Raw genomic sequence first — 19,272 nt, forward strand, 5'->3', positions numbered from 1 at the left:
GTGCGGCTTAACCGGCGGCGGTGCCGCTCGGCGCAGGCGATCTTATCGGCGAACCCGGCCCAGCACCTCGTCACGGAGCGAGACCATCCGCTCGCGGGTGGGTGCCTCGACGTTGAGCCGCAGCAACGGCTCCGTGTTGGAGGCTCGCAGGTTGAACCACGCGCCGTCGAGGAAACGCAGGGTGAGCCCGTCCATCTCGTCGACCGCCGCGTCCGGGTACGCGGCCCGCACCTCGGCTACCGCGGCGGCCTGGTCGGCCACCGTCGAGTTGATCTCACCGGAGGCGACGTAGCGCTCGTACTCGCTGGCCAGCACGGACAGGGGCAGCGACTGCTCGCCGAGCGCGGCCAGCGTGTGCATCGCGGCCAGCATGCCGGTGTCGGCGAACCAGAAGTCCCGGAAGTAGTAGTGCGCCGAGTGCTCACCACCGAAGACGGCGTTGGTGCGGGCCATCTCCGCCTTGATGAAGGAGTGCCCCACCCGGGCGACGACCGGCTTGCCGCCGTGCTCCCGGATGATCTCCGGAACGGCGCTGGACGTGATCAGACCGTGGATCACCGTGGAACCCGGGTGCTTGGCCAGCTCACGCGCGGCGACCAGGGCGGTGATCGCCGACGGCGACACCGGCTCGCCGCGCTCGTCCACCACGAAGCACCGGTCCGCGTCACCGTCGAAGGCCAGCCCGATCTCGGCGCCGTGCTCGACCACGGCGCGCTGGAGATCGACCAGGTTCGCCGGGTCCAACGGGTTGGCCTCGTGGTTGGGGAAGGTCCCGTCCAGCTCGAAGTAGAGCGGCACGATCTCCAACGGGAGAGCGGCGAGAGCGGCGTCGCCGAGCACGGTGGGAACGGTGAAACCACCCATCCCGTTGCCGGCGTCGACCACCACCTTCAGCGGCCGGATGCCGGACAGGTCGACCAGCTTGCGCAGGTACGCGGCGTAGTCGGGGAGCAGGTCACGCCGCTCGGCCGGCTGGGTCGGCTCACCGGCCGGACGGGACCCGCCCGAGGCCAGCAGGGCCTGGGCCCGCTCGCGGATCTCGCCCAGCCCGCTGTCCTGACCGATCGGCCGGGCGCCCGAGCGGCACATCTTGATGCCGTTGTACTGCGCCGGGTTGTGGCTGGCGGTGAACATCGCGCCCGGCAGGTCGAGCGAGCCCGAGGCGAAGTAGAGCAGGTCGGTGGAGGCGAGCCCGATCTCGATCACCGAGCGCCCCTCGGCCCGCACACCAGCGGCGAAGGCGGCGGCGAGCCCGGGCGAACTGGCCCGCATGTCGTACCCGACGACGACCGCGTCGCCCGGCTCGTCCGAGGCGTTGAGCAGCTGGGTGAAGGCAGCCCCGAGCGCCTCGGCGACCCGCTCGTCCCACTGGTCCGGCACCGTCCCTCGGACGTCGTACGCCTTCACGATCTGGGACAGATCAGACACCGGTTCCGCTCCTCGGCCGCAGGTTAACAACGAGCCTGAGCGTATCGGAGGGTCAGGGTCGAGCCCCGCTCAGCCGGGGAGCCGGGGCATGAAGACAGTGTGGTCGTCGCCAGCGGCGGCCGGGGGCGGGTCACCGGGCGCTGGCCGGGTCACCGGAGCACCCGGCATCGGCTGCGTTGCATCCGGCGTCGACGTGGGAACGGACGGCCGGGCCCCGTAGACCCCGCCGGCGGCGGGCCGGGGAGTGGGCACCGCACCGTAGCCACCCGTTGGCGGCTGCTGGCCGTACACCGGACCGGGTTGGGTGGGCGCGGCCGGCGACCCACCGCCGGAGCGGTAGGTGGTGCCGCCGGGGTTGCCCGGCAGTGGCCCGCGCGGCTCGTCGGCCGGGCTGCGGTCCTGCCGCGAGCGGCGGAGCAGCAGCACGATGAGCAGCAGCCCGACGGCCACCATCGCGATGCCGAAGAACATCACGGGCGAGGCTCCGGAGGACGATTCGTCAGCAGCTGCGGCAGCGGGCGACGCGGACACGTCACCCAGCGCGGCCGGGTCCACCACATCGGTGGCCGTGTCGGCCTCGGTCACGACCGGGCTCGGGGTGGGCGTGGGCTTCTTCGATCGCGTGGGGGTGGGCGACGCGGAGACCACACCACCCGTCACCTTCGACGTGTCGGTCGCACGACCCAACGACTGGCCGTTCATGCCGGCGACCTCACCGGTCACGACGAGCCGGCCACCGGGAGCACCAGCGGCGAACGCCACCCGGTACCGCACGGTGGTGCCCTTGCCCTTGCACAGGGGCTTGGTCGACGAGGTCCACCCGACCGTCACGCTGCCACCGCCGCCCGAGACACCCGCCGGGACCCAGTGCCCACCCACGGCGACCTGCACCGCCACCTGGTTGGACTGCAGACCGTCAAGGCGAAGATTCAGGGCGGTACGCGGAATGACACAGCCGTCGGAGCGCTTACGCACCGCGACGTTCACCCCCTGCGCGGAGCCACCGGCGGCGAAGCTGCTGGCCGCACCCACCCGGACCGAGTCGTCGTCGGCCAGCGCCGGCGTGGCACCCAGCATCACCAGGCCGCCCAGCAGACCGCAGACCGTCGCGAGCCGTGCCGCGCGTCGACGCACCGTCATGATCACCTCACCGTTCCGCCCCGGGTGGGGTCCGCGGGTCAGGCTACTACCGGCCCACCCCCATCACTGGTTATAGAGCGGCCCGCATGTGTGCCGCGTTACGCTCCACGGCCCCTCCGCCCCGGTCCGCTCAGGTCGCGCTCTTGGGCCCCGGTCCGCTCAGGTCGCGCCGTTGGGCCCCGGTCCGCTCAGGTCGCGCGGGCAAGGGCGTCCCGGCAGAGCCGGTCAGCGGTACGGGTCGTCTCCGGCAGCCGGTAGCGCGGGGCCAGCGCGAGCACCTGTGCATCGGCGTTGTCCAGGCTCATCCGGTGCCCGACGCTGACGAAGACCGGCTTGACCCCGGCCTGGGTCCGGAGCACGCGGCCGACCACCTCGTCCCCGTCGCGCAGCGGCGACCAGGCGCCACGGTCGGTGCGCGGCGGAGACCACTCGCCGACCAGCGGCGTCTTCGCCACCCCGATCGCGGGCAGCCCGGTGACCACCCCGAGATGACAGGCCAGCCCGAAGCGACGGGGATGGGCCAGCCCGTGCCCGTCGCAGACCAGCAGATCCGGGAGCGTGGCCAACCGCTCCAGCGCGGCGAGCAGCGCGGGCAGCTCACGGAAGGCGAACAGACCGGGGACGTACCCGAACGCGGGCCGACCCACGCTGACCGCGGAATCCACCACGGCCAACGTCCGAGCGTCCAGCACCGTCACGGCCGCCGCCAGAAGATCACCGCTCTGCGCGTACGCGACGTCCAGCCCAGCCACCCTGGCCGGCGCACCCGGGCCCGGCCCAACCAGGTCAGCCAACGGCCGCAACTCCTCCTGCACCGCCATCGCCTCCGCAACAGTGCGCGGCGCCGACGGTGTCGCTGCCTGCGGCGGGCCTGATCCAGCCACCGCCCGCAGCGGCGTCGACCTTGATCCACTCGACACCAGCGATATCGGGGCATCACCGGCCCCCCGATACCCCGACATCACCGACCCGGAGTCGATCACCGTCGGTGCGAGCCGTCGGCAGCGTCGCCGGTGGCGTTGTCGGCCGGGCCGTCCTCAGCGGACGGACCGCGCGGGAATGCCTCGACCGACGGACCGGTCGGGTCGGCCTGGGTGGCGTTGCTGCCCGGGTCGGGCTGGGCGGACGAGCTGGTCGGACCGCTGCTGGTAGCGCTGACGCCGCCAGCCGAGTCACCCTCGCCGGTGTCGCCGCTGGCGCGATCCTTCGTCGCCCCGAAGGCGATCGTGAGGGCGATGCCGATGGCGAAACCGAAAGCAACGCCACTGGCACCGCCGACCATGATGCCGATGACCACGCCAATCAGGATGCCGGCCGACGGCGCCCAGGCCCGGGACCGGGTGCTCTCCGACTTTGGCTCTGCCATCCGTCGATGCTATTCGGACCCGGCGAACTCCACCCGAGTTGAATCGGCCTCCCCGCCCTGCGTCTTGGAGAGGCCCAGCTCTTCGCGGGCCGCCCCGACCCAGTTGGCCACACCGTGCGCGCCGCAGTCAGCCGCGAGCCCAGCCGCCTCGTCGAGCAGCCCGCGGGCGGCGTTCTGATCGCCGTCGGACGCCGCCAGGTAAGCCAAGCCAATGAGGTTCGCGGCAACGCCAGCATCAAAGGACAGTTTCCGGCGCAGTCGGGTCGACTCCGTCAACAACTCCCGCGCCTCATCGACACGACCCACGGCCAACTCGCCGAAGCAGAGATGCCGCAGCACGTACGACAGGGTCAGCTCGTCCCCCGCTGCGGTCGCCAGCTCCCGCGCTCGGACGAAGGCCGGGGTGGCGGTCGCCTGGTCCTGACGGATCACCTGATGGACCGTGCCCACCCAGAAGAGAGACTCACCCTCGCCCCGAGCATCACCCAGCTCGCGATAGAGCTGGGCGGCCCGTTCGAAGAGCGTCAGTTCGGCCGCGTCCTCCAAGCCGGTATCGAGGAAACGGGCATGCAGGATCCGTCCCCGGGCCAGGGCAACGTCAGCCTCCAGGCCCGCGAGATCACGCTCCGCCTCGTCCAGCACCTGCGCATCGCCGCCGAAGACCGCCCGCTCGTAGCGTTCCTGCGCCCGCTCCAACCGAACGTCCAAACCCTTGGCCGTCACTGGCTCACTCCTCCGTCGATCCGCTCGTAGAGCAGGTCGGCGTGCCCCTTGCCAGTACGGGCACTCCTCAAAACCGTGCTCCTGCAGCCCCGACGGTCGCCTCACGCTGCAGCCCATGCCGTCGGGTCTAACGCCCCGCTGACGAATCGCTCGGCGCAGCCCATCTCGGACAACAAGCCGTGCGGTGGAGTCAGCCACGTGGCGATCTTTGTCGAATCCGTACCGAACCCGCAACCGCCAGTTACACCGAGGTAATCGATGACCGATCGGCTCCGCGTCTCGCACTGAGGTTCGAGCGCGACCTGCAGCGGATCGGCTAGCCGCGCGGCCGGGCGCGACCGGGATCCGGCTGCGTCACCGTTTCCGCAACCATGGCCCTAGCCGCGCGCTCTAATAGCCCCTGCCCGATGGCAAGTCGAGACGACGCACGGGCTGGGTTATTGGCCCTCGGTCGGCGGAAGGCGGCCGCCACGGGCACCCGCAGCGAACATCGCAAGGATTGCTTCCTCGTCGGGCAAGCTGGCACCACCCGCAACGATTCGAGCCACGCTCTGGGCTGCCGCGCGGTCGACGGTTTCGTAGCGATCGAACTTTCGGTAGTCGTTCAAGAAGCGCACAACCAGGCCCGGGTCATAGGCCCAGGCTCGATTACGGTGATCCCACAGGATTGCCTGACCGGTGCCCGCATCCATGACAAACAGGCCAGCTGGTCCCTCCGTTCTCTCGTCATCCCGGTAGATCGCGTAGTACGTCAACAAAGTCGTCTAACCCGCCGCCAGTTCGGGATCGGCACCAGGATCACCAGCCGCACGAAGCTGCTCCTCGAACATCACGAACGTCCGCTGCCGAATGCCCCTGATGAGAGCCTCCTCTTTAGGCGTCAAGTAGCGCTCCTCGGCGTTGGCCAGATCCTCAATTGACCGCACCGTCTCGTAGAGGGCGTAGATAGGCCCATCCCCACTCAGGTAATGGGCGCGGAACGCCTCCACTTCCTGCACGAACTCTTCAGCGGTGCGAGTGAAGATGTCACCCCCGACGGCTAGCGTGATCTTCACGAAGAGGTCGTTTTTCTCCTGCCAACCTCCCGTGTCAATGAAGACCCGCCATACCCGAGCACCACCGTCAGGCGTCTCCACGATTTTCACCGGGGATCCGTAGTAGAGGTAGTAGGAGGGGAGCAGAAGGCCATCGGACATTAGGTATTTCCCTCGAAGGTTGACTGTAGTGCCTGCCAGAACAACTCTTGCTCGCGACGACGAATCCCGCCCGTGATCACGCGCTCCCGCAGCGTCAACGATCGCCCCTCCGCCTGGGCAAGGGCTTCAACGTCACGCCGCACTTCATAAAGCACATGCTCCCAAACCGCCACAGCATCAAGCGCGGCCAGGTGCAGCCGAAATTCCGCCACGTGACCGTTCTGCGTGCGTAGCCCCAGCTGCACGTCCCGGTAACCGCTGCTTATCGGCGAGACGAAACGGTCTTCGCAACTTACGATCTCGACTCCCGGGTGATCCCGTACCCGGGCGAGTGCGGCGTAGGGGTCGTCGAGGCGCTGAAACTCGACTTTTGCGGCAGCAAGGTCGAGCAACTTCGACGCATCACCCTGCTGCATATTGACCTTGTCTTCGGCTCGGCGTCGGTCCTTGGGCTGAGGACGCCAGCCCGGCTCACCGACGCGATGGTCATCCACCTGGGCGAGGGCCACCGCGAGCTGGTTCAGCTCTTCCTGAGCCACGGCTGCCGCTGAATAGAGGTCGTCGAGGTAGCGCTGCCGGTAGGCATCATCAGCACGGCGACTTTCGTCGAACCCTGCCTGCGCAATCACCCCCGGGCGCGACCGGACGCTGGCACTGATGCGGCGCTGCTCGTCGCTGAGGGGAGTTGGCTGCGGAGGAGGCACCTGCTGGACACTCTCTGCCTCCAGGCCTGCTGCCTCCTGCTCGGCGAGATCGTCGAGCACCTCGCCGAGCACGTCGATCGCCTGCCGATGACTAGCCAGATGATGCAGGGTCAGCGGACGGGCAGTGAGCGAGTTGGCCAGTTCCGGCGTCGCCAGGATCATCCGAGCGAGGTCCGGCCGCTGTACCAATTGCCGGACCAGGGAGTGAGCCAGCTCTGGCTCGTTCGGGGGTGGCTCTCGCCCCGTGCTGTCCAACATGGCTTGGACGCGGGCGTCTGCGAAAAGTTGCGCTACGTCCCGGGCCGCTGCCTCGTCAAGGTCCGGTACGAGACGGCGGAGGGTCGGCGCATCCACTGCTGAGGCAAACTCAGCCGGGCTCACCCCGGCCGCGAAGACTTGATCCATCTCGGTACTGCGCAGCAGGATGCTCCGGGTCTGGTCCAACTGGTCAGACTCAGCCGTGCCGTCGTCGCCCAGGGCGGCCGGATCGACGGACCCCGGGCCGTCCAGCAGCAAATACATCCGGTTGATGTACGGGTCGCCGTGACCGCCGTCGTCGCGCGCTGGTGGATGGTCCGGCAGGTCGGGACGCTCGCTGAATCGACCCCGGGGCAGCCCGCCCAGCGGCATCGGCCGGCCGTCGCCGCTCAATAGCAGCGCGTCGATGCCGACCACGTCGGGGTACAACGGCCGGTCTCGAACGAGCCCGCTCTGCGGGTCGGCGTAGAGCACGGTGCCGTTCTGATTGAGCGCCACCCAGGCGTGCGAGCCGCCGTTCGGCCACTCGGTGATCAGGAACGCGTAGCTGCCGTGGCCGCCCAGCAGCAGTTGGTCGTGCAGATTGGCGTAGCCCCGGTCGGCGACCTGCCGCGCCTGCGCGGGGTGCGGACTCTGGCCATTGGCCGGGGCGAGCAGCCGCTGGAAGCGTCCGCCGGTCACGTCCTCTACCCGGCCCGGCCCACCCGCCTCACCCCGGATCGGACGTCGGGTGTCGCCGTCGAGGTAGCCGTCGAAGGTACGCGGTGCCGATACCCGGGGGCGCCCGTGCACCCACGTTTCGTAGAGCGACAGAGTGCAGTCCAGGCAGTTGATGCCCCGGGTGGCGTCGGCCCGGGGACCGCCGTCGTTCAGAAGCCGGAACCAGCCGCCGCGCCGGGGGTCGGCGGTGCGGGTGACGGTGCCGTCCGGCTCGCGAGGCACCCGCCGTTCGACGTCGACCTGATGCAGGGCCAGCGGCGGGCGCAGCCCTCCGGGCCGCCCGTACGGCCGGGTGTCGTCGATCGGCGGCGGCACGTCGCGGCCACTGAGCCCGGACCGGTCAGCGGTCTCCACCGCGCCGAGGGCGAGGGCGCCCACGTCCTCGTTGGCCTGCCGAAAGTAGGCGTCGCCGATGTCCACGACGGGCGGCGCCGTGGTGCCGGCCAACACCGCGTCGGCTAGGTCAAGACATTCGGTGTACGCGCGCACCTCGTCGTTCGCGGTCCGCTGCCAGCCGTCGGCCCAGCGCGGATGACCGGTCTCGCGCAAGTTGTGGGCGTAGCTGGCGTACTCGCTGGCCCGTCGGTCATGCTCCGCGGCCTGGGTACGCAGCCGGATTGCCTCAGCCTGCCGGCGATTGTTCTCGAACCGGGTCCGCTGGGTCTCGTAGTAACCCTGGTAGCGCCGCCGCTCGACCGCGTCCGCCTCGGCTGCCCAGCGCGCCGCGTACCAGTCGCTGCTCTCCCAGCCGGGCAACGAGGGGTCGTCGAGCGCCGCCACGTCGGCGGGGATCGACGCTCGACCGCGAGCCGGATGGTCGGGCACGTGGACCGGCGCGAGCGCCTCCCGGACCCGGAACCGCGCTGGCACAGGGGATCGGCCCACCGCCGTCCCGTCCGACGAGCCGATGACCGTCGTGCCCCACGCACCGAACCCCGCTGCCCCGGGTGTGGTCACGACGCCGGGAGACAGACCCGCCACCGGACCGGCGGACGCAACCGGCGGTGCCGGGCCATTGGACGTGGCCGGTGGCACCGGCCCGCTAGACACGATCGGCGGGGCCGGAACGCTGGACGCAACGGGCGACGCCGGACGAGCGGACGCAACCGGCGAGGCCGGGCCAGCCGACAGGACCGGTGACTCCGGACCAGCGGACGCAACCGGCGACGCCGGCCCAGCAGACGCAACCGGCGACGCCGAACCAGCGGCCACAACCGGCGACGCGACCGACGACGCGACCGACGACGCGACCGGCGACGCCGGAGCGATAGACGTGGACGATGGCACCGGAGCGGTGGACGCAATCGGCGGCACCGGACCGGTAGCCGTGCTCGGGGAGTTCGCGGGCGGCGCGTTGGCCGGCGCGGCACTAGCCGCTGGTCCGCTGGTCGAGTCGGGGGTGCCGGCTACCGGCGTCGTGACAGTCGAGAGCGTGGGATCGGCGACCACCGAGGAGAGCGTGGGATTGGTCGCGACCGGCCCGTCCACCGAGGTCGCCGTGTCCGGCGGGAGCGCCGAACGACTCACCTCGGACGGCCCGGCCGCGGTGAGCGGGGGCGACGCCCCGTCGGGAGACGGCGGCAGCCCGGCCTCGCGCGGCAGACCAACGTCCGAGGCCGCCGGCGAAGCCGCCTCCGCAGGGGATGCCTCCACACCCGAAGACGACGCGAGCGAAGACGCCGTAGCCGAAGACACCGCATCGGAGGGCACCCCCGCCACCGCGTCCGCGGGGGAATCGACCGGCGGGAGCCAGGGACCGGCGAGCGAAGCTCCCCCGAGAGCGTTGGCCTGCGCGTCGAGCCGCGCGTGCAACGCCTTGTCGGCCTGCCCGGTCGCGGACCCGGTGACCCCGGACGCGGCAGCCCGGACGATGTCCTCCACCGGGGTCAGACCCTGCCCGGTGGCCAGGCCGGCGGCGCTCTCGGCGAGCATCTCGCCGGTCATCTCCCGACCCAGGTGCTCCCCGACCTTCGCCGCGCGCCCGGTCGCGTGCCGGCCCAGACCGGCCAGCGGTGCGACCGCCCCACCGGCGAGCCCACCGACCGCCGATGCGCCCAGATCGGTCATGTCCAGGCCGTGGGCCCGGCCGGTGGAGTTCTGGTACGCCTGGGTGGCCAGGCTGATCCCGGCCTCCTCCCCCGCCTCCTCCAGACCCTCGCGGGTGGCTCGTTTGGCGAACCCGCGTACGCCACCCTTCGTGACCTCCTTGGCGGCCCGCTCGCCAGCCTCCTTGAGCCCGTGTTTGAGGGTCTTGCTGGCCAGTTGCCCGAGCAGTCGCTTGATGATCTGCTGGATGAGCAGCCGGGTCGCGGTGATGGCCGCACCGGCGGCCGGGGTCGCGGCACCGGCGGTGAGCAGCGCCGCCACGGCCAGCGAGAGCAGCTCGATGACCAGGATGCCCAGCTCGATCCAGACTTCGAGCTTTGCGCCCTCGATGTCACAGCCGCACTCCTCGACCAGCCGGCCCAGGTCGGCGGTGACCGCGAGCAGCACCGGCAACGGCGCCTCGTCGCCGTCGGCGACCGCCCGCCAGGCGGCCTCGAAGGCGGCGTCGACCGCGCCGACGCCGCCGTACCCGCTGCGCACCTCGGCGGCGGCCGCGGCGGCGTCGGCCTGTGGGCCGGCGAGGACGGAAGCGACCGCGTACCACTGGTCGGCGAGGTCCCAGACGGCCCGCTCGTTGCCCTCGGGCCACTGCACGCCGACCACCCAGTCGAGGGCGTCGTAGATCCAGCCCGGGACGTCCCAGGGTGCGAAGTCCAGTGGGTGGGGAATCGGGCTGGGCAGCACGCTCATCCGGATCGCCCCTGCCGTCAGCGCTGGTCGGCGGCCCGGTCGAACCGGCTGGCGCTGGCCCTGTCGGTCTGCACACTGGCGTCGACCGCGTGGACCACGTCGGTGCCCAACTCGGTGAGTCGGTTGCCGACGCCCGTCCAGGCTCGCAGCAGGGTCTGCTCGAACCCGCGGTAGCTTCGCTCGAACGCGGCGCCGATGTCGTCGCGCCCCCACGGCCGAGCCGCGCTGGCGACCTCGATCTCGCCGCCCTCCGCCGCGCGGCGGGCGGTCACCGCCTCGCCGGCGAGGGCCAGGTCGGCGCCGCCCCGCTGGGCCCGGGACGGGTCGAGCCAGAGCTGCCCGTCGGTCATGTCGCCCCCTCGCCCCGCCCGAGCACGCTGTCGGCCCGGCCGAGCAGCGCACCAAAGTCACCGGTACGCAGGAACTCCACCGACCCGGAGCCGGCCGGCATGCTCTCGGCCACCAGGTCACGGGTGGCGGTGGTGGCTGCGGTAGCGGCAGCGCGGACCGTCTCGGTGATCTTGCGGCTCAGCGCCTCGGCGTCCCGGTCGCGGTAGACGGCCGGGTCCAGGTCGATGGTGATCAGCTCGCCCCGGGCCCCGACGGTGGCGATCACCTGCCCGTCGGCCGACCGCCGGGTCACCCGCAGCTCGGCGAGTCGCGTCTGCAGACTGTCCAAACCGGATCTGAGCTGCTGGTATTGGCCGTACACGTCGTCGAATCGGGCCCGTAGCTCGCGATTGGCGTCCCGCTCCACGCGTTCGCTCACCGCCGCACCTCCCGGTCACCGTCGGTATTGCGAACCATACCGGGCGCCACCGATCCTTGTGGTCCGGTAGTTTCGGTGCGTGATCGACCGTCAACAGGCCGAGCAGCTCGCGGCCGCCTGGGCACGGCGGGATTCGCTGCGTCTCGGCTTCGAGTGCACCCCGACGGTCGACGAGTTCGACCTCGGTTACGTCATCACGTCCACCGTGTCGACGGAGGCGCGGACGGTCCCCGGTGACCTGCCGACCACGGTGGTCGACAAGCAGACCGGCGAGGTCACCACCTGGCCCCGGGTGCCGAGCGCGGTGGTGGCGGAGACCTACCGGCGCAGCCGGCCGGACGGCCCCACGGCACCGCGCACCGTCGACCCGGAGAGCCGGCTGCTGCGCGACATGCGGCGGCTACCCACACCGGACACGGTCGCGCAGTTGACCGTGGGCGGCCGGATCTGGACGGCCCAGGGCGCGAAGGGTGACGTGCCGCTGCACCACCACCCGCTGGTCCGCGCCTACCTGGACGCGCTGCCGCCCAGTGAGCTGGTCCGTGGTGGCGAGCGGCACGCGGAGCTGATCGTCGTCTCCGACGTGCTGCACGAGTACGACCACCGGCGGGCCGCCGAGGGCATCGCTCCGATGGGCCCTGCCGACGCGGCGACCCTGCTGGACGAGGCCCGATTCGAGACCGTGCTGGTGCGCGAGCCGGGTGACCCGGCGGCCGGTCCGGCCGAACGACCCTGCGACTCGTGCATCAACTTCCTGGTGCACGCCAACGTGCTGCCGTTGTCCGAGCGGGCATTTTCGCAGCCCTGGTCGCCCGAGGCGCAGCCCGACCCCGATCCGGGCCGCTTCCCGCCCGAGGTGGCCAGTGCGCTGGTGGCAGCGGGCTGGCGACCGCACATCGGCGATCGGATCATGGCCGCCGCTGCCCTGCGGGACGTCACGGCGGTGTCGGGGCAGGCCCACGAGCACGCGGCCTTTTCCGCTGCCATGGAGGCGTTGACCGCGTTCCCGAGTCTCGTCGGTGCCCGGCGCGGCCCGGGTGAGCAGGTGTGGATCTCCCGCTTCGACATCCGTCCGCACGCCATCGCGCACACCGCCGACACGCTCGCCGACTTCGGCGCGGTGCTCGGCGTACGGCTCTTTCCGATCGGCAGCGAGCAGCAGCAGAGCATCCTGGCGGTGGACGAGCGCGGCCGGGTCTTCGCGCTGGATCAGGCCGGCGAGTGGTTCCTCGGCGACACCATCGATGCCGCGTTGACCACCCTGCTGCTCGGCCGGGCCCCCGCCCGGGTCCGTGACGACGGCACCTGGCAGGCCAGCTAGGACGCAGGCCGACCAGAGCGCGCGCCGGCTGGGGCGCAGACCGACCAGAGCGCGCGCCGACTAGAGCGTGAACCCGGTCAGCACCATGACCCGGGCCTCGGTGTAGTCGTCCATCGCGCTGCGCAGCCCTTCCCGGCCGACGCCGCTGCCCTTCACCCCGCCGTACGGCATCTGGTCGGCCCGGTACGACGGCACGTCACCGACGATCACCCCGCCCACCTCGAGCGCCCGCGCCGCGGAGAACGCCACGTCCAGGCGCCGGGTGAACACGCCCGCCTGCAGCCCGTACACCGAATCGTTGACGGCGGTGAACGCGGCCTGGTCGTCGGCGACCGGGGTGACCACCAGCACCGGCCCGAACACCTCCTCGGCGACGACCTTGGCGTCCGCCGGCACGCCGGTGAGCACGGTCGGGGGGTACGTGGCGCCGTCGCGGTCGCCGCCCACCTCGACGGTGGCGCCAGCGACGACCGCCTCGGCGACCCACGTCTCGACCCGGCGGGCCGCGTCCTCGGACACCAACGGCCCCACGTCCGTCAGCTCGGCGGCGGGGTCGCCGGTGCGCAGTGCGCGCACCGCTGTGACCAGCCGGGGCAGGAGCTCGGCGTAGAGCGTGTGGTGCACGTACACCCGCTGGACCGCGATGCACGACTGGCCGGCCTGGTAGTTGGCGAAGGTGGCGATCCGCTGCGCGGCGAAGTCCAGGTCGTCGTCCGCTGCCCAGTCCGCGCAGATCACCGCAGCCGCGTTGCCGCCCAGCTCCAGCGTGACGTGCTTCTCCGGCACCTGCCGGCGGATGGCCGCGCCGACCGGACCGGAGCCGGTGAACGACACCACCGGCAGCCGAGGGTTGGAGACGAGTTCGGCGGCCCGGGAGTTCGGCAGCGGCAGCACGGAGAACATGCCCGCCGGCAGGTCGGTCTCGGCCAGCAGCTCGCCGAGCCGCAGCGCGGTCAGTGGTGTCGCCGGGGCCGGCTTGACGATGATCGGCGCGCCGACCGCGATGGCCGGCGCCACCTTGTGCGCGACCAGGTTGAGCGGGAAGTTGAACGGCGCGATGCCCAGCACCGGCCCCTTCGGCACGCGCCGGACCAGCGCGATCCGCCCGTCGGCCGCCGGATCGGTGTCGAGTCGTTGCAGGTCCCCGGAGAAGCGCCGGGCCTCCTCGGCCGCCCACCGGAAGGTGGAGACCGCCCGCCCGACCTCGGCCCGCGCCCACTTCACCGGCTTGCCGTTCTCGGCGGTGATCAGCGCGGCGAACTCCTCGGCCCGTTCGGCGAGCCGGCGGGACACGTGGTCCAGGGCCGCCGCGCGCGCGTGCGCGGGCAGAGCCGCGGCCTGCGCGGCCACCCCGGCCGCAGCGGCGACGGCGGCTTCGACCTGGTCGGCGGTGGCGAGAGTGGTACGCCCCACCGGGCGACCGTCGTACGGATGGTGGACGGTCAGCTCCCCCTCACCGTGGGCGGGGCGGGACGCGACGAAGAAGGCGACGGGCTCCACGCCCAGCAGCGTAGACGAGACAGCAGTCGACGGAAACAGTTGCTGCATCCCTTGTCTGCCGCGAATTCAGTAGCGAAGATGGCATACAGATCGCGATTACCGCCGCAGAACCGCGCCCCCGGCCCCTTCGGAGTGAACCCGTCATGAGTGACCAGCAGCAGCTGCGCAACTTCGTCAACGGCTCCTACGTCGACCCGGCCGACGGTGGCTACGCCGACCTGATCGACCCCTGCACCGGCGAGGTGTTCGCCCAGGCCCCGGTCTCCGGCGCCGCCGACGTGGACGCCGCGATGGCCGCCGCGGCCACCGCTTTCGAGAGCTGGCGGGAGGTGACCCCGGCCGAGCGGCAGCGGGCGATGCTCAAGCTCGCCGACGCGGTGGAGGCGCGGGCCGCCGAGCTGATCGACGCCGAGGTGCGCAACACCGGCAAGCCGCGCCAGCTGACCGCCGAGGAGGAGCTGCCGCCCGCGGTGGACCAGCTCCGGTTCTTCGCCGGTGCGGCCCGGCTGCTGGAGGGGCGGTCCGCCGGGGAGTACCTGGCCGGGCACACCTCGTACGTGCGGCGCGAGCCGATTGGCGTCTGCGCCCAGGTAACCCCGTGGAACTACCCGCTGATGATGGCGGTGTGGAAGATCGCCCCGGCGCTCGCCGCCGGCAACACCGTCGTGCTCAAGCCGTCGGACACCACGCCGGTGTCGACGTTGCTGCTCGCCGAGATCGCCGCGGAGTTCTTCCCACCGGGGGTGTTCAACGTGGTGTGTGGCGACCGGGACACCGGTCGTACCCTCGTCTCGCACCCGACCCCGCAGCTGGTGTCGATCACCGGATCGACCCGGGCGGGCATGGAGGTCGCCGCCGCGGCGGCCCCCGACCTGAAGCGGACCCACCTGGAGCTGGGCGGCAAGGCCCCGGTGGTGATCTTCGACGACGCGGACGTGGCGGCGGCGGCCGAGGCCATCGCGCTGGGCGGCTACTTCAACGCTGGGCAGGACTGCACGGCCGCCACCCGGGTGCTGGCCGGCCCGGGCGTCCACGACGACTTCGTGGCGGCGCTCGCCGAGCAGGCCCGCAACACCAAGACCGGCGCCCCGGACGACGCCGACGTGCTCTACGGCCCGCTGAACAACGCCAATCAGCTCGCCCGGGTCAGCGGTTTCGTCGATCGGCTGCCGGACCACGCGGCGATCCAGACCGGCGGTACGCGACAGGGCGACCGCGGCTACTTCTACGCCCCGACCGTGGTCTCCGGGCTACGCCAGGCCGACGAGATCATCCAGGACGAGGTGTTCGGGCCGGTCATCACCGTGCAGCGGTTCTCGGACGAGGACGAGGCGGTGCGCTGGGCCAACGGGGTCGACTACGGCCTCTCCGCCTCGGTCTGGACGCGGGATCACGGCCGGGCGATGCGGATGACGCGTCGACTGGACTTCGGCTGCGTCTGGGTGAACACCCACATCCCGTTCGTCTCCGAGATGCCACACGGCGGCTTCAAGCACTCCGGGCACGGCAAGGACCTCTCGGTCTACAGCCTGGAGGACTACACCCGGATCAAGCACGTCATGCACAACATCGAAGGCTGACACCGGTGACCACATCTGACGAGTTGCACAAACGGCGCGGCGCTGCCGTCGCCCGGGGCGTCGGCAGCGTCATCCCGTCCTACGTGGACACCGCCTTCGGCGCGACGATCACCGACGTCGACGGACGGGAGTGGATCGACTTCGCCGCCGGCATCGCGGTGACCAGCGTCGGCAACTCCGCCCCGAAGGTCGTCGAGGCGGTCCGCGCGCAGGTCGAGCGGTTCACCCACACCTGCTTCATGGTCGCGCCGTACGAGTCGTACGTGGCCGTGTGCGAGCAGCTCAACGCGCTGACGCCGGGCGGGTTCGAGAAGCGCTCGGCGCTGTTCAACTCCGGTGCCGAGGCGGTGGAGAACGCCGTGAAGGTGGCCCGGCACGCCACCGGGCGGCCGGCGGTCGTGGTCTTCGACCACGCGTACCACGGCCGGACCAACCTGACCATGGCGTTGACCGCGAAGAACATGCCGTACAAGCACCGCTTCGGGCCGTTCGCCGGGGAGATCTACCGGGTGCCCATGTCGTACCCGCTGCGCGACGGCGGGCTCTCCGGCGCGGAGGCCGCGGCACGGGCGGTCGAGATGATCGAGAAGCAGGTCGGCGCGGAGAACGTCGCCGCGCTGCTGATCGAGCCGATCCAGGGCGAGGGCGGCTTCGTGGTGCCCGCGCCGGGTTTCCTGCCGGCCCTACGGGCCTGGGCGACGGCCGCCGGGGTGGTCCTCGTCGCCGACGAGATCCAGACCGGCTTCTGCCGTACCGGGGACTGGTTCGCCTGCCAGCACGAAAGCGTCGAGCCCGACCTGGTCACCCTGGCCAAGGGCATCGCCGGCGGGTTGCCGCTCGCCGCGGTGACCGGGCGGGCCGAGCTGATGGACGCGGTGCACGTCGGCGGCCTCGGCGGCACGTACGGCGGCAATCCGATCGCCTGCGCCGCCGCGCTGGCCACCATCGAGACCATGCACGAGCTGGACCTGGCCTGCGCGGCTCGACGGATCGAGGCGGCGCTGGTCCCCCGCCTGCAAGCCATCGCCGACCGGGATGGGCGGGTCGCCGAGGTACGCGGCCGGCGCGCGATGCTCGCCGTGGAGCTGGTCCAGCCGGGCACGCTCGTCCCCGACCCGGCCGCCACCGCGGCGGTCTCGGCGGCCTGCCACGCCGCCGGCCTGCTCACCCTGACCTGCGGCACGTACGGCAACGTGCTGCGCCTCCTGCCGCCGCTGGTGATCTCCGACGAGCACCTCGCCCGTGGGGCGGCCATCCTCGACGCGGCGTTCGGCTGAGCTGACGGCTCGGGCGCCCGCCTCGCCGGAGGGCGCCCGACCCGCGTCAGCGCAGCAGCTCGACGGTGTTGCGACGGACCACGTTCTTGCCCGGCTCGCGGATCTGGTCCATGGCGGCGGCGTTGAGCAGCACACAACTGCCCGACGGGCCGGTCACCGTCACCGTGGTCACCCGGTTGTTGTCCAGGTTGGTCACCCGCAGCCGGGTGCCCACCGGGAACCGGTTGCTGCTCGCGGCCGGCGCGCCGCCCTCGGCGGAGAAGGTGATCGAGCCCGGGCAGACCGAGCGGGGTGCCGGGCCGGGCACCCCGGGTGACGCCGCACCGGGGCGCGTCGAGCCGGCGGCCGGCGGCGGGGCGTCGCCGTTGAGCCGCTCCACCACGTTGCGCCGGACCACGTTCTTGCCCGGCTCGCGGACCAGCTCCATGGCGGCGGCGTTGAGCAGCACACAACTGCCCGACGGACCGTTCACCGTCACCGTGGCGACCCGGTTGTTGTCCAGGTTGGTCACCCGCAGCCGGGTGCCCACCGGGAACCGGTCGCTGGTGGCCGCCGGTGCACCACCCTCCGCCGAGAAGGTGACCGAGCCGGAGCAGACGGACTGCCGTGCCGCAGTGGTGCCGGCGAACCCGAATCCGGTCCCCACCGCCACGCCCGCCGCGGCGAGCACCGCCACGGTCGCCGCCAGCACGTGCCTGCGCTGCACCCTCATCGCCGTTCACTCCCGTCCTCGGTGGTGTCTACGACGCCTGGTACGGACGGGAGCGCCCTACCGTTCACCCGGTACGGGCACCGGCTCCCACGGCGGCCAGGTCCACCGGCCCGTAGCAGGTGCTCGGCGCGCCCGTGATCAACGCCCAGTAACGGTCGCCGTACGACCAGTGCCACCACTCGGTCGGATAGTTGATCATCCCCGCGCCGCCGAGCACGTCCACCATCATCTGCCGGTGCCGGCGCGCGGTCGCGCTGATCTGGGGGGCGTCGGTGAAGCAGGCGTTGCCGCTGTCCTCCGGGGTGTCGTCGATGGCGGTGCCCAGGTCCAGCTCCACCCCGTCCTCGGTGCACAGGGTCAGGTCCACCGCACCGCCGGTGCTGTGCGGGGCCACCTCGACGGGCGAGACGAACTTGCAGGTCTCCCGGTGCAGCCGCTCCGGGGACCACTCCGGGTACCGCCGACGCAGCTCGTCGCGGTAGCCGGTGAAGATCGCCAGCTGGGCCTGGTACGGCCGGTAGCCCTCGACGACCAGCAGGCGAATCCCGGCCGGCAACGCCCGCTGCGCGGCCAGCAGCCGATCGGCCACCCCGGTGCGCAGCCGGGCGTACGCCCCGGCCGGATCAGCCGCACGGTCGTCGAGTCGCAGCTCCGGCAACTCGCGCAGGTCCACCAGCGGGTCGCCGTCGTCGGCACTGGGCACCGCCGCCACCCGAGGGTCGGAGAGCAGGATCATCGGGTGCTCCCCGCGGTGGTCGCGGCCCGCTCGGCCGGACGCCGGCCCGCCAACCGAGCCACCAGCGCCGCCTCCACGTTCCCACCGGTCACCACCACGCCGATCGTCCGGCGCTGCTCCGGTTGCACACCGGTCCGGGCCGCGCCGGCCTCGGCCGGGAGGCGCAACGCACCGGCCAGGCCGGCCGCCCCGGACGGCTCGGCGAGCACCTTCGCCTCCATCAAGAGCAGCCGGAACGCCTCCGCGATCTCGTCGTCGTCGACCCGGACGACCCCGCGCAGGGCCGTCCGCGCGATGGCGAACGGCAGCTCACCGACACAGGACGGCCGCAGGCCGTCGGCGATCGTGGGGGCCGGCGCGACGGGGATCCGCCGACCGGCCTCCAGGCTGCGGGCCAGCGAGTCGCAGCCCACCGGCTCCACGCCGTACACCTCGATGCCGCTGCCGGCGGCGGCCAGGCAGGCGCCCGCCACCCCGCCACCACCACCGACCGGTACGACCAACGCGTCCAACGGAGTGCCGGCACGCTCGGCCTGCTCGATCAGCTCCAGGCTGGCGCTGCCCTGCCCGGCGATGACGTCCGGGTGGTCGTACGCGTCGACGACGGGGTGGCCGGTCTCGGCACTGAGCCCCCGGGCCGTCGCCACCCGCTCCTCGACGCTGGTGCCGGCGAACACCACCTGGGCCCCCGCCGCGCGAGCCCCGTCGACCTTCGTCGGAGCGGCGTCGACCGGCAACACCACGGTGGCCGCGAGCCCGTGCTCCCGGGCTGCCAACGCCACCGCCACCGCGTGGTTACCGGTGCTCTGCGCGATCACTCCCGTGTGGCCGGCCTCGACGAGCCGGCCGACCGCCCGGAGCGCGCCCCGCATCTTGTACGAGCCGCCGTGCTGGAGGTTCTCCGCCTTGAGCAGGACCCGGGCCCCGGCCATCTCGTCGATCACCGGGGACCGCAGCACGGGAGTGGGGACCACCCGGCCGGACAGCCAGCGGGCCGCCTCCTCGACATCGGCCCGGACCGGGCCGGCGGTGCGTGACATGGTTCT

Annotated in this window: 17 protein-coding genes; 3 read left to right on the forward strand and 14 right to left on the reverse strand. The window is 72.0% G+C overall.

Annotation, left to right across the window (positions count from 1 at the left end; genetic code table 11):
* Nucleotides 1–42: 42 nt before the first annotated feature.
* The 10 genes from V6V47_RS09320 to V6V47_RS09365 form a co-directional block, all read right to left on the reverse strand.
* Nucleotides 43–1,428: a phosphomannomutase/phosphoglucomutase gene (locus V6V47_RS09320; RefSeq protein ID WP_334627676.1), complete on the reverse strand. Its 1,386-nt coding sequence runs from the start codon at nucleotides 1,426–1,428 to the stop codon at nucleotides 43–45.
* Between the two features lie 69 nt (nucleotides 1,429–1,497).
* Nucleotides 1,498–2,568: a hypothetical protein gene (locus tag V6V47_RS09325; protein WP_334627677.1), complete on the reverse strand. Its 1,071-nt coding sequence runs from the start codon at nucleotides 2,566–2,568 to the stop codon at nucleotides 1,498–1,500.
* A 188-nt stretch (nucleotides 2,569–2,756) separates the two neighbouring features.
* Nucleotides 2,757–3,389 (reverse strand): deoxyribonuclease V, encoded by a 633-nt coding sequence (gene nfi, locus V6V47_RS09330; RefSeq protein ID WP_334627678.1) that lies wholly within the window; start codon nucleotides 3,387–3,389, stop codon nucleotides 2,757–2,759.
* Nucleotides 3,390–3,547: 158 nt separating this feature from the next.
* A complete protein-coding gene (locus V6V47_RS09335) occupies nucleotides 3,548–3,934 on the reverse strand; it encodes a hypothetical protein (RefSeq protein ID WP_334627679.1) in 387 nt (128 codons plus the stop codon).
* Nucleotides 3,935–3,943: 9 nt separating this feature from the next.
* A complete protein-coding gene (locus V6V47_RS09340) occupies nucleotides 3,944–4,657 on the reverse strand; it encodes a tetratricopeptide repeat protein (protein ID WP_334627680.1) in 714 nt (237 codons plus the stop codon).
* Between the two features lie 437 nt (nucleotides 4,658–5,094).
* Entirely contained in the window at nucleotides 5,095–5,412 is a 318-nt protein-coding gene (locus tag V6V47_RS09345; protein WP_334627681.1) for a hypothetical protein, read from the reverse strand.
* Between the two features lie 9 nt (nucleotides 5,413–5,421).
* The gene (locus tag V6V47_RS09350) at nucleotides 5,422–5,853 is read right to left on the reverse strand and encodes a hypothetical protein (RefSeq protein WP_334627682.1); all 432 of its coding nucleotides are present in this window, start codon (nucleotides 5,851–5,853) and stop codon (nucleotides 5,422–5,424) included.
* Nucleotides 5,853–10,331 (reverse strand): toxin glutamine deamidase domain-containing protein, encoded by a 4,479-nt coding sequence (locus tag V6V47_RS09355; protein WP_334627683.1) that lies wholly within the window; start codon nucleotides 10,329–10,331, stop codon nucleotides 5,853–5,855. Before V6V47_RS09355 ends, V6V47_RS09350 begins: the two co-directional genes overlap by 1 nt.
* Before the next feature lie 17 nt (nucleotides 10,332–10,348).
* Complete coding sequence (locus V6V47_RS09360) at nucleotides 10,349–10,681, reverse strand: hypothetical protein (RefSeq protein WP_334627684.1); 333 nt, start codon at nucleotides 10,679–10,681, stop codon at nucleotides 10,349–10,351.
* The gene (locus V6V47_RS09365; RefSeq protein WP_334627685.1) at nucleotides 10,678–11,100 is read right to left on the reverse strand and encodes a YbaB/EbfC family nucleoid-associated protein; all 423 of its coding nucleotides are present in this window, start codon (nucleotides 11,098–11,100) and stop codon (nucleotides 10,678–10,680) included. The genes V6V47_RS09360 and V6V47_RS09365 overlap by 4 nt, the downstream gene beginning before the upstream one ends.
* Nucleotides 11,101–11,179: 79 nt before the next feature.
* Between V6V47_RS09365 and V6V47_RS09370 the strand changes: the two genes are divergently transcribed.
* Complete coding sequence (locus V6V47_RS09370) at nucleotides 11,180–12,421, forward strand: SUKH-3 domain-containing protein (RefSeq protein ID WP_334627686.1); 1,242 nt, start codon at nucleotides 11,180–11,182, stop codon at nucleotides 12,419–12,421.
* A gap of 60 nt (nucleotides 12,422–12,481) precedes the next feature.
* On the opposite strand, the gene V6V47_RS09375 is transcribed toward V6V47_RS09370, so the two are convergent.
* Nucleotides 12,482–13,921: an aldehyde dehydrogenase family protein gene (locus V6V47_RS09375; protein WP_334627687.1), complete on the reverse strand. Its 1,440-nt coding sequence runs from the start codon at nucleotides 13,919–13,921 to the stop codon at nucleotides 12,482–12,484.
* Between the two features lie 143 nt (nucleotides 13,922–14,064).
* On the opposite strand from V6V47_RS09375, the gene V6V47_RS09380 reads away from it, so the two are divergent.
* Nucleotides 14,065–15,501, forward strand: coding sequence for a gamma-aminobutyraldehyde dehydrogenase (locus V6V47_RS09380; protein WP_334627688.1), 1,437 nt, complete (start codon nucleotides 14,065–14,067; stop codon nucleotides 15,499–15,501).
* 5 nt (nucleotides 15,502–15,506) lie between these two features.
* On the forward strand, nucleotides 15,507–16,778 hold the full coding sequence (gabT, locus tag V6V47_RS09385; RefSeq protein ID WP_334627689.1) for a 4-aminobutyrate--2-oxoglutarate transaminase: 1,272 nt from the start codon (nucleotides 15,507–15,509) through the stop codon (nucleotides 16,776–16,778).
* Nucleotides 16,779–16,824: 46 nt separating this feature from the next.
* Here gabT and V6V47_RS09390 read toward each other — a convergent pair whose 3' ends face one another.
* From V6V47_RS09390 to V6V47_RS09400, 3 genes are all read right to left on the reverse strand, one after another.
* Nucleotides 16,825–17,490, reverse strand: a complete 666-nt coding sequence (locus V6V47_RS09390; protein ID WP_334627690.1) for a hypothetical protein — start codon at nucleotides 17,488–17,490, stop codon at nucleotides 16,825–16,827.
* Nucleotides 17,491–17,554: 64 nt separating this feature from the next.
* On the reverse strand, nucleotides 17,555–18,226 hold the full coding sequence (locus V6V47_RS09395; RefSeq protein ID WP_334627691.1) for a M15 family metallopeptidase: 672 nt from the start codon (nucleotides 18,224–18,226) through the stop codon (nucleotides 17,555–17,557).
* Nucleotides 18,223–19,266, reverse strand: coding sequence for a threonine ammonia-lyase (locus V6V47_RS09400; RefSeq protein ID WP_334627692.1), 1,044 nt, complete (start codon nucleotides 19,264–19,266; stop codon nucleotides 18,223–18,225). The genes V6V47_RS09395 and V6V47_RS09400 overlap by 4 nt, the downstream gene beginning before the upstream one ends.
* Between the last annotated feature and the right edge of the window lie 6 nt (nucleotides 19,267–19,272).

The organism is Micromonospora sp. CPCC 205539 (assembly GCF_036906815.1).
Taxonomy (GTDB): Bacteria; Actinomycetota; Actinomycetes; order Mycobacteriales; family Micromonosporaceae; genus Micromonospora.

What these genes read in the sequence shown, in the direction of transcription:
- V6V47_RS09325 (WP_334627677.1), bottom strand. Translation starts at nt 2,568, where the DNA reads ATGACGGTGCGTCGACGCGCGGCACGGCTCGCGACGGTCTGCGGTCTG.
- nfi (WP_334627678.1), bottom strand. Translation starts at nt 3,389, where the DNA reads ATGGCGGTGCAGGAGGAGTTGCGGCCGTTGGCTGACCTGGTTGGGCCG.
- V6V47_RS09335 (WP_334627679.1), bottom strand. Translation starts at nt 3,934, where the DNA reads ATGGCAGAGCCAAAGTCGGAGAGCACCCGGTCCCGGGCCTGGGCGCCG.
- V6V47_RS09350 (WP_334627682.1), bottom strand. Translation starts at nt 5,853, where the DNA reads ATGTCCGATGGCCTTCTGCTCCCCTCCTACTACCTCTACTACGGATCC.
- V6V47_RS09355 (WP_334627683.1), bottom strand. Translation starts at nt 10,331, where the DNA reads ATGAGCGTGCTGCCCAGCCCGATTCCCCACCCACTGGACTTCGCACCC.
- V6V47_RS09360 (WP_334627684.1), bottom strand. Translation starts at nt 10,681, where the DNA reads ATGACCGACGGGCAGCTCTGGCTCGACCCGTCCCGGGCCCAGCGGGGC.
- V6V47_RS09380 (WP_334627688.1), top strand. Translation starts at nt 14,065, where the DNA reads ATGAGTGACCAGCAGCAGCTGCGCAACTTCGTCAACGGCTCCTACGTC.
- V6V47_RS09390 (WP_334627690.1), bottom strand. Translation starts at nt 17,490, where the DNA reads ATGAGGGTGCAGCGCAGGCACGTGCTGGCGGCGACCGTGGCGGTGCTC.
- V6V47_RS09395 (WP_334627691.1), bottom strand. Translation starts at nt 18,226, where the DNA reads ATGATCCTGCTCTCCGACCCTCGGGTGGCGGCGGTGCCCAGTGCCGAC.
- V6V47_RS09400 (WP_334627692.1), bottom strand. Translation starts at nt 19,266, where the DNA reads ATGTCACGCACCGCCGGCCCGGTCCGGGCCGATGTCGAGGAGGCGGCC.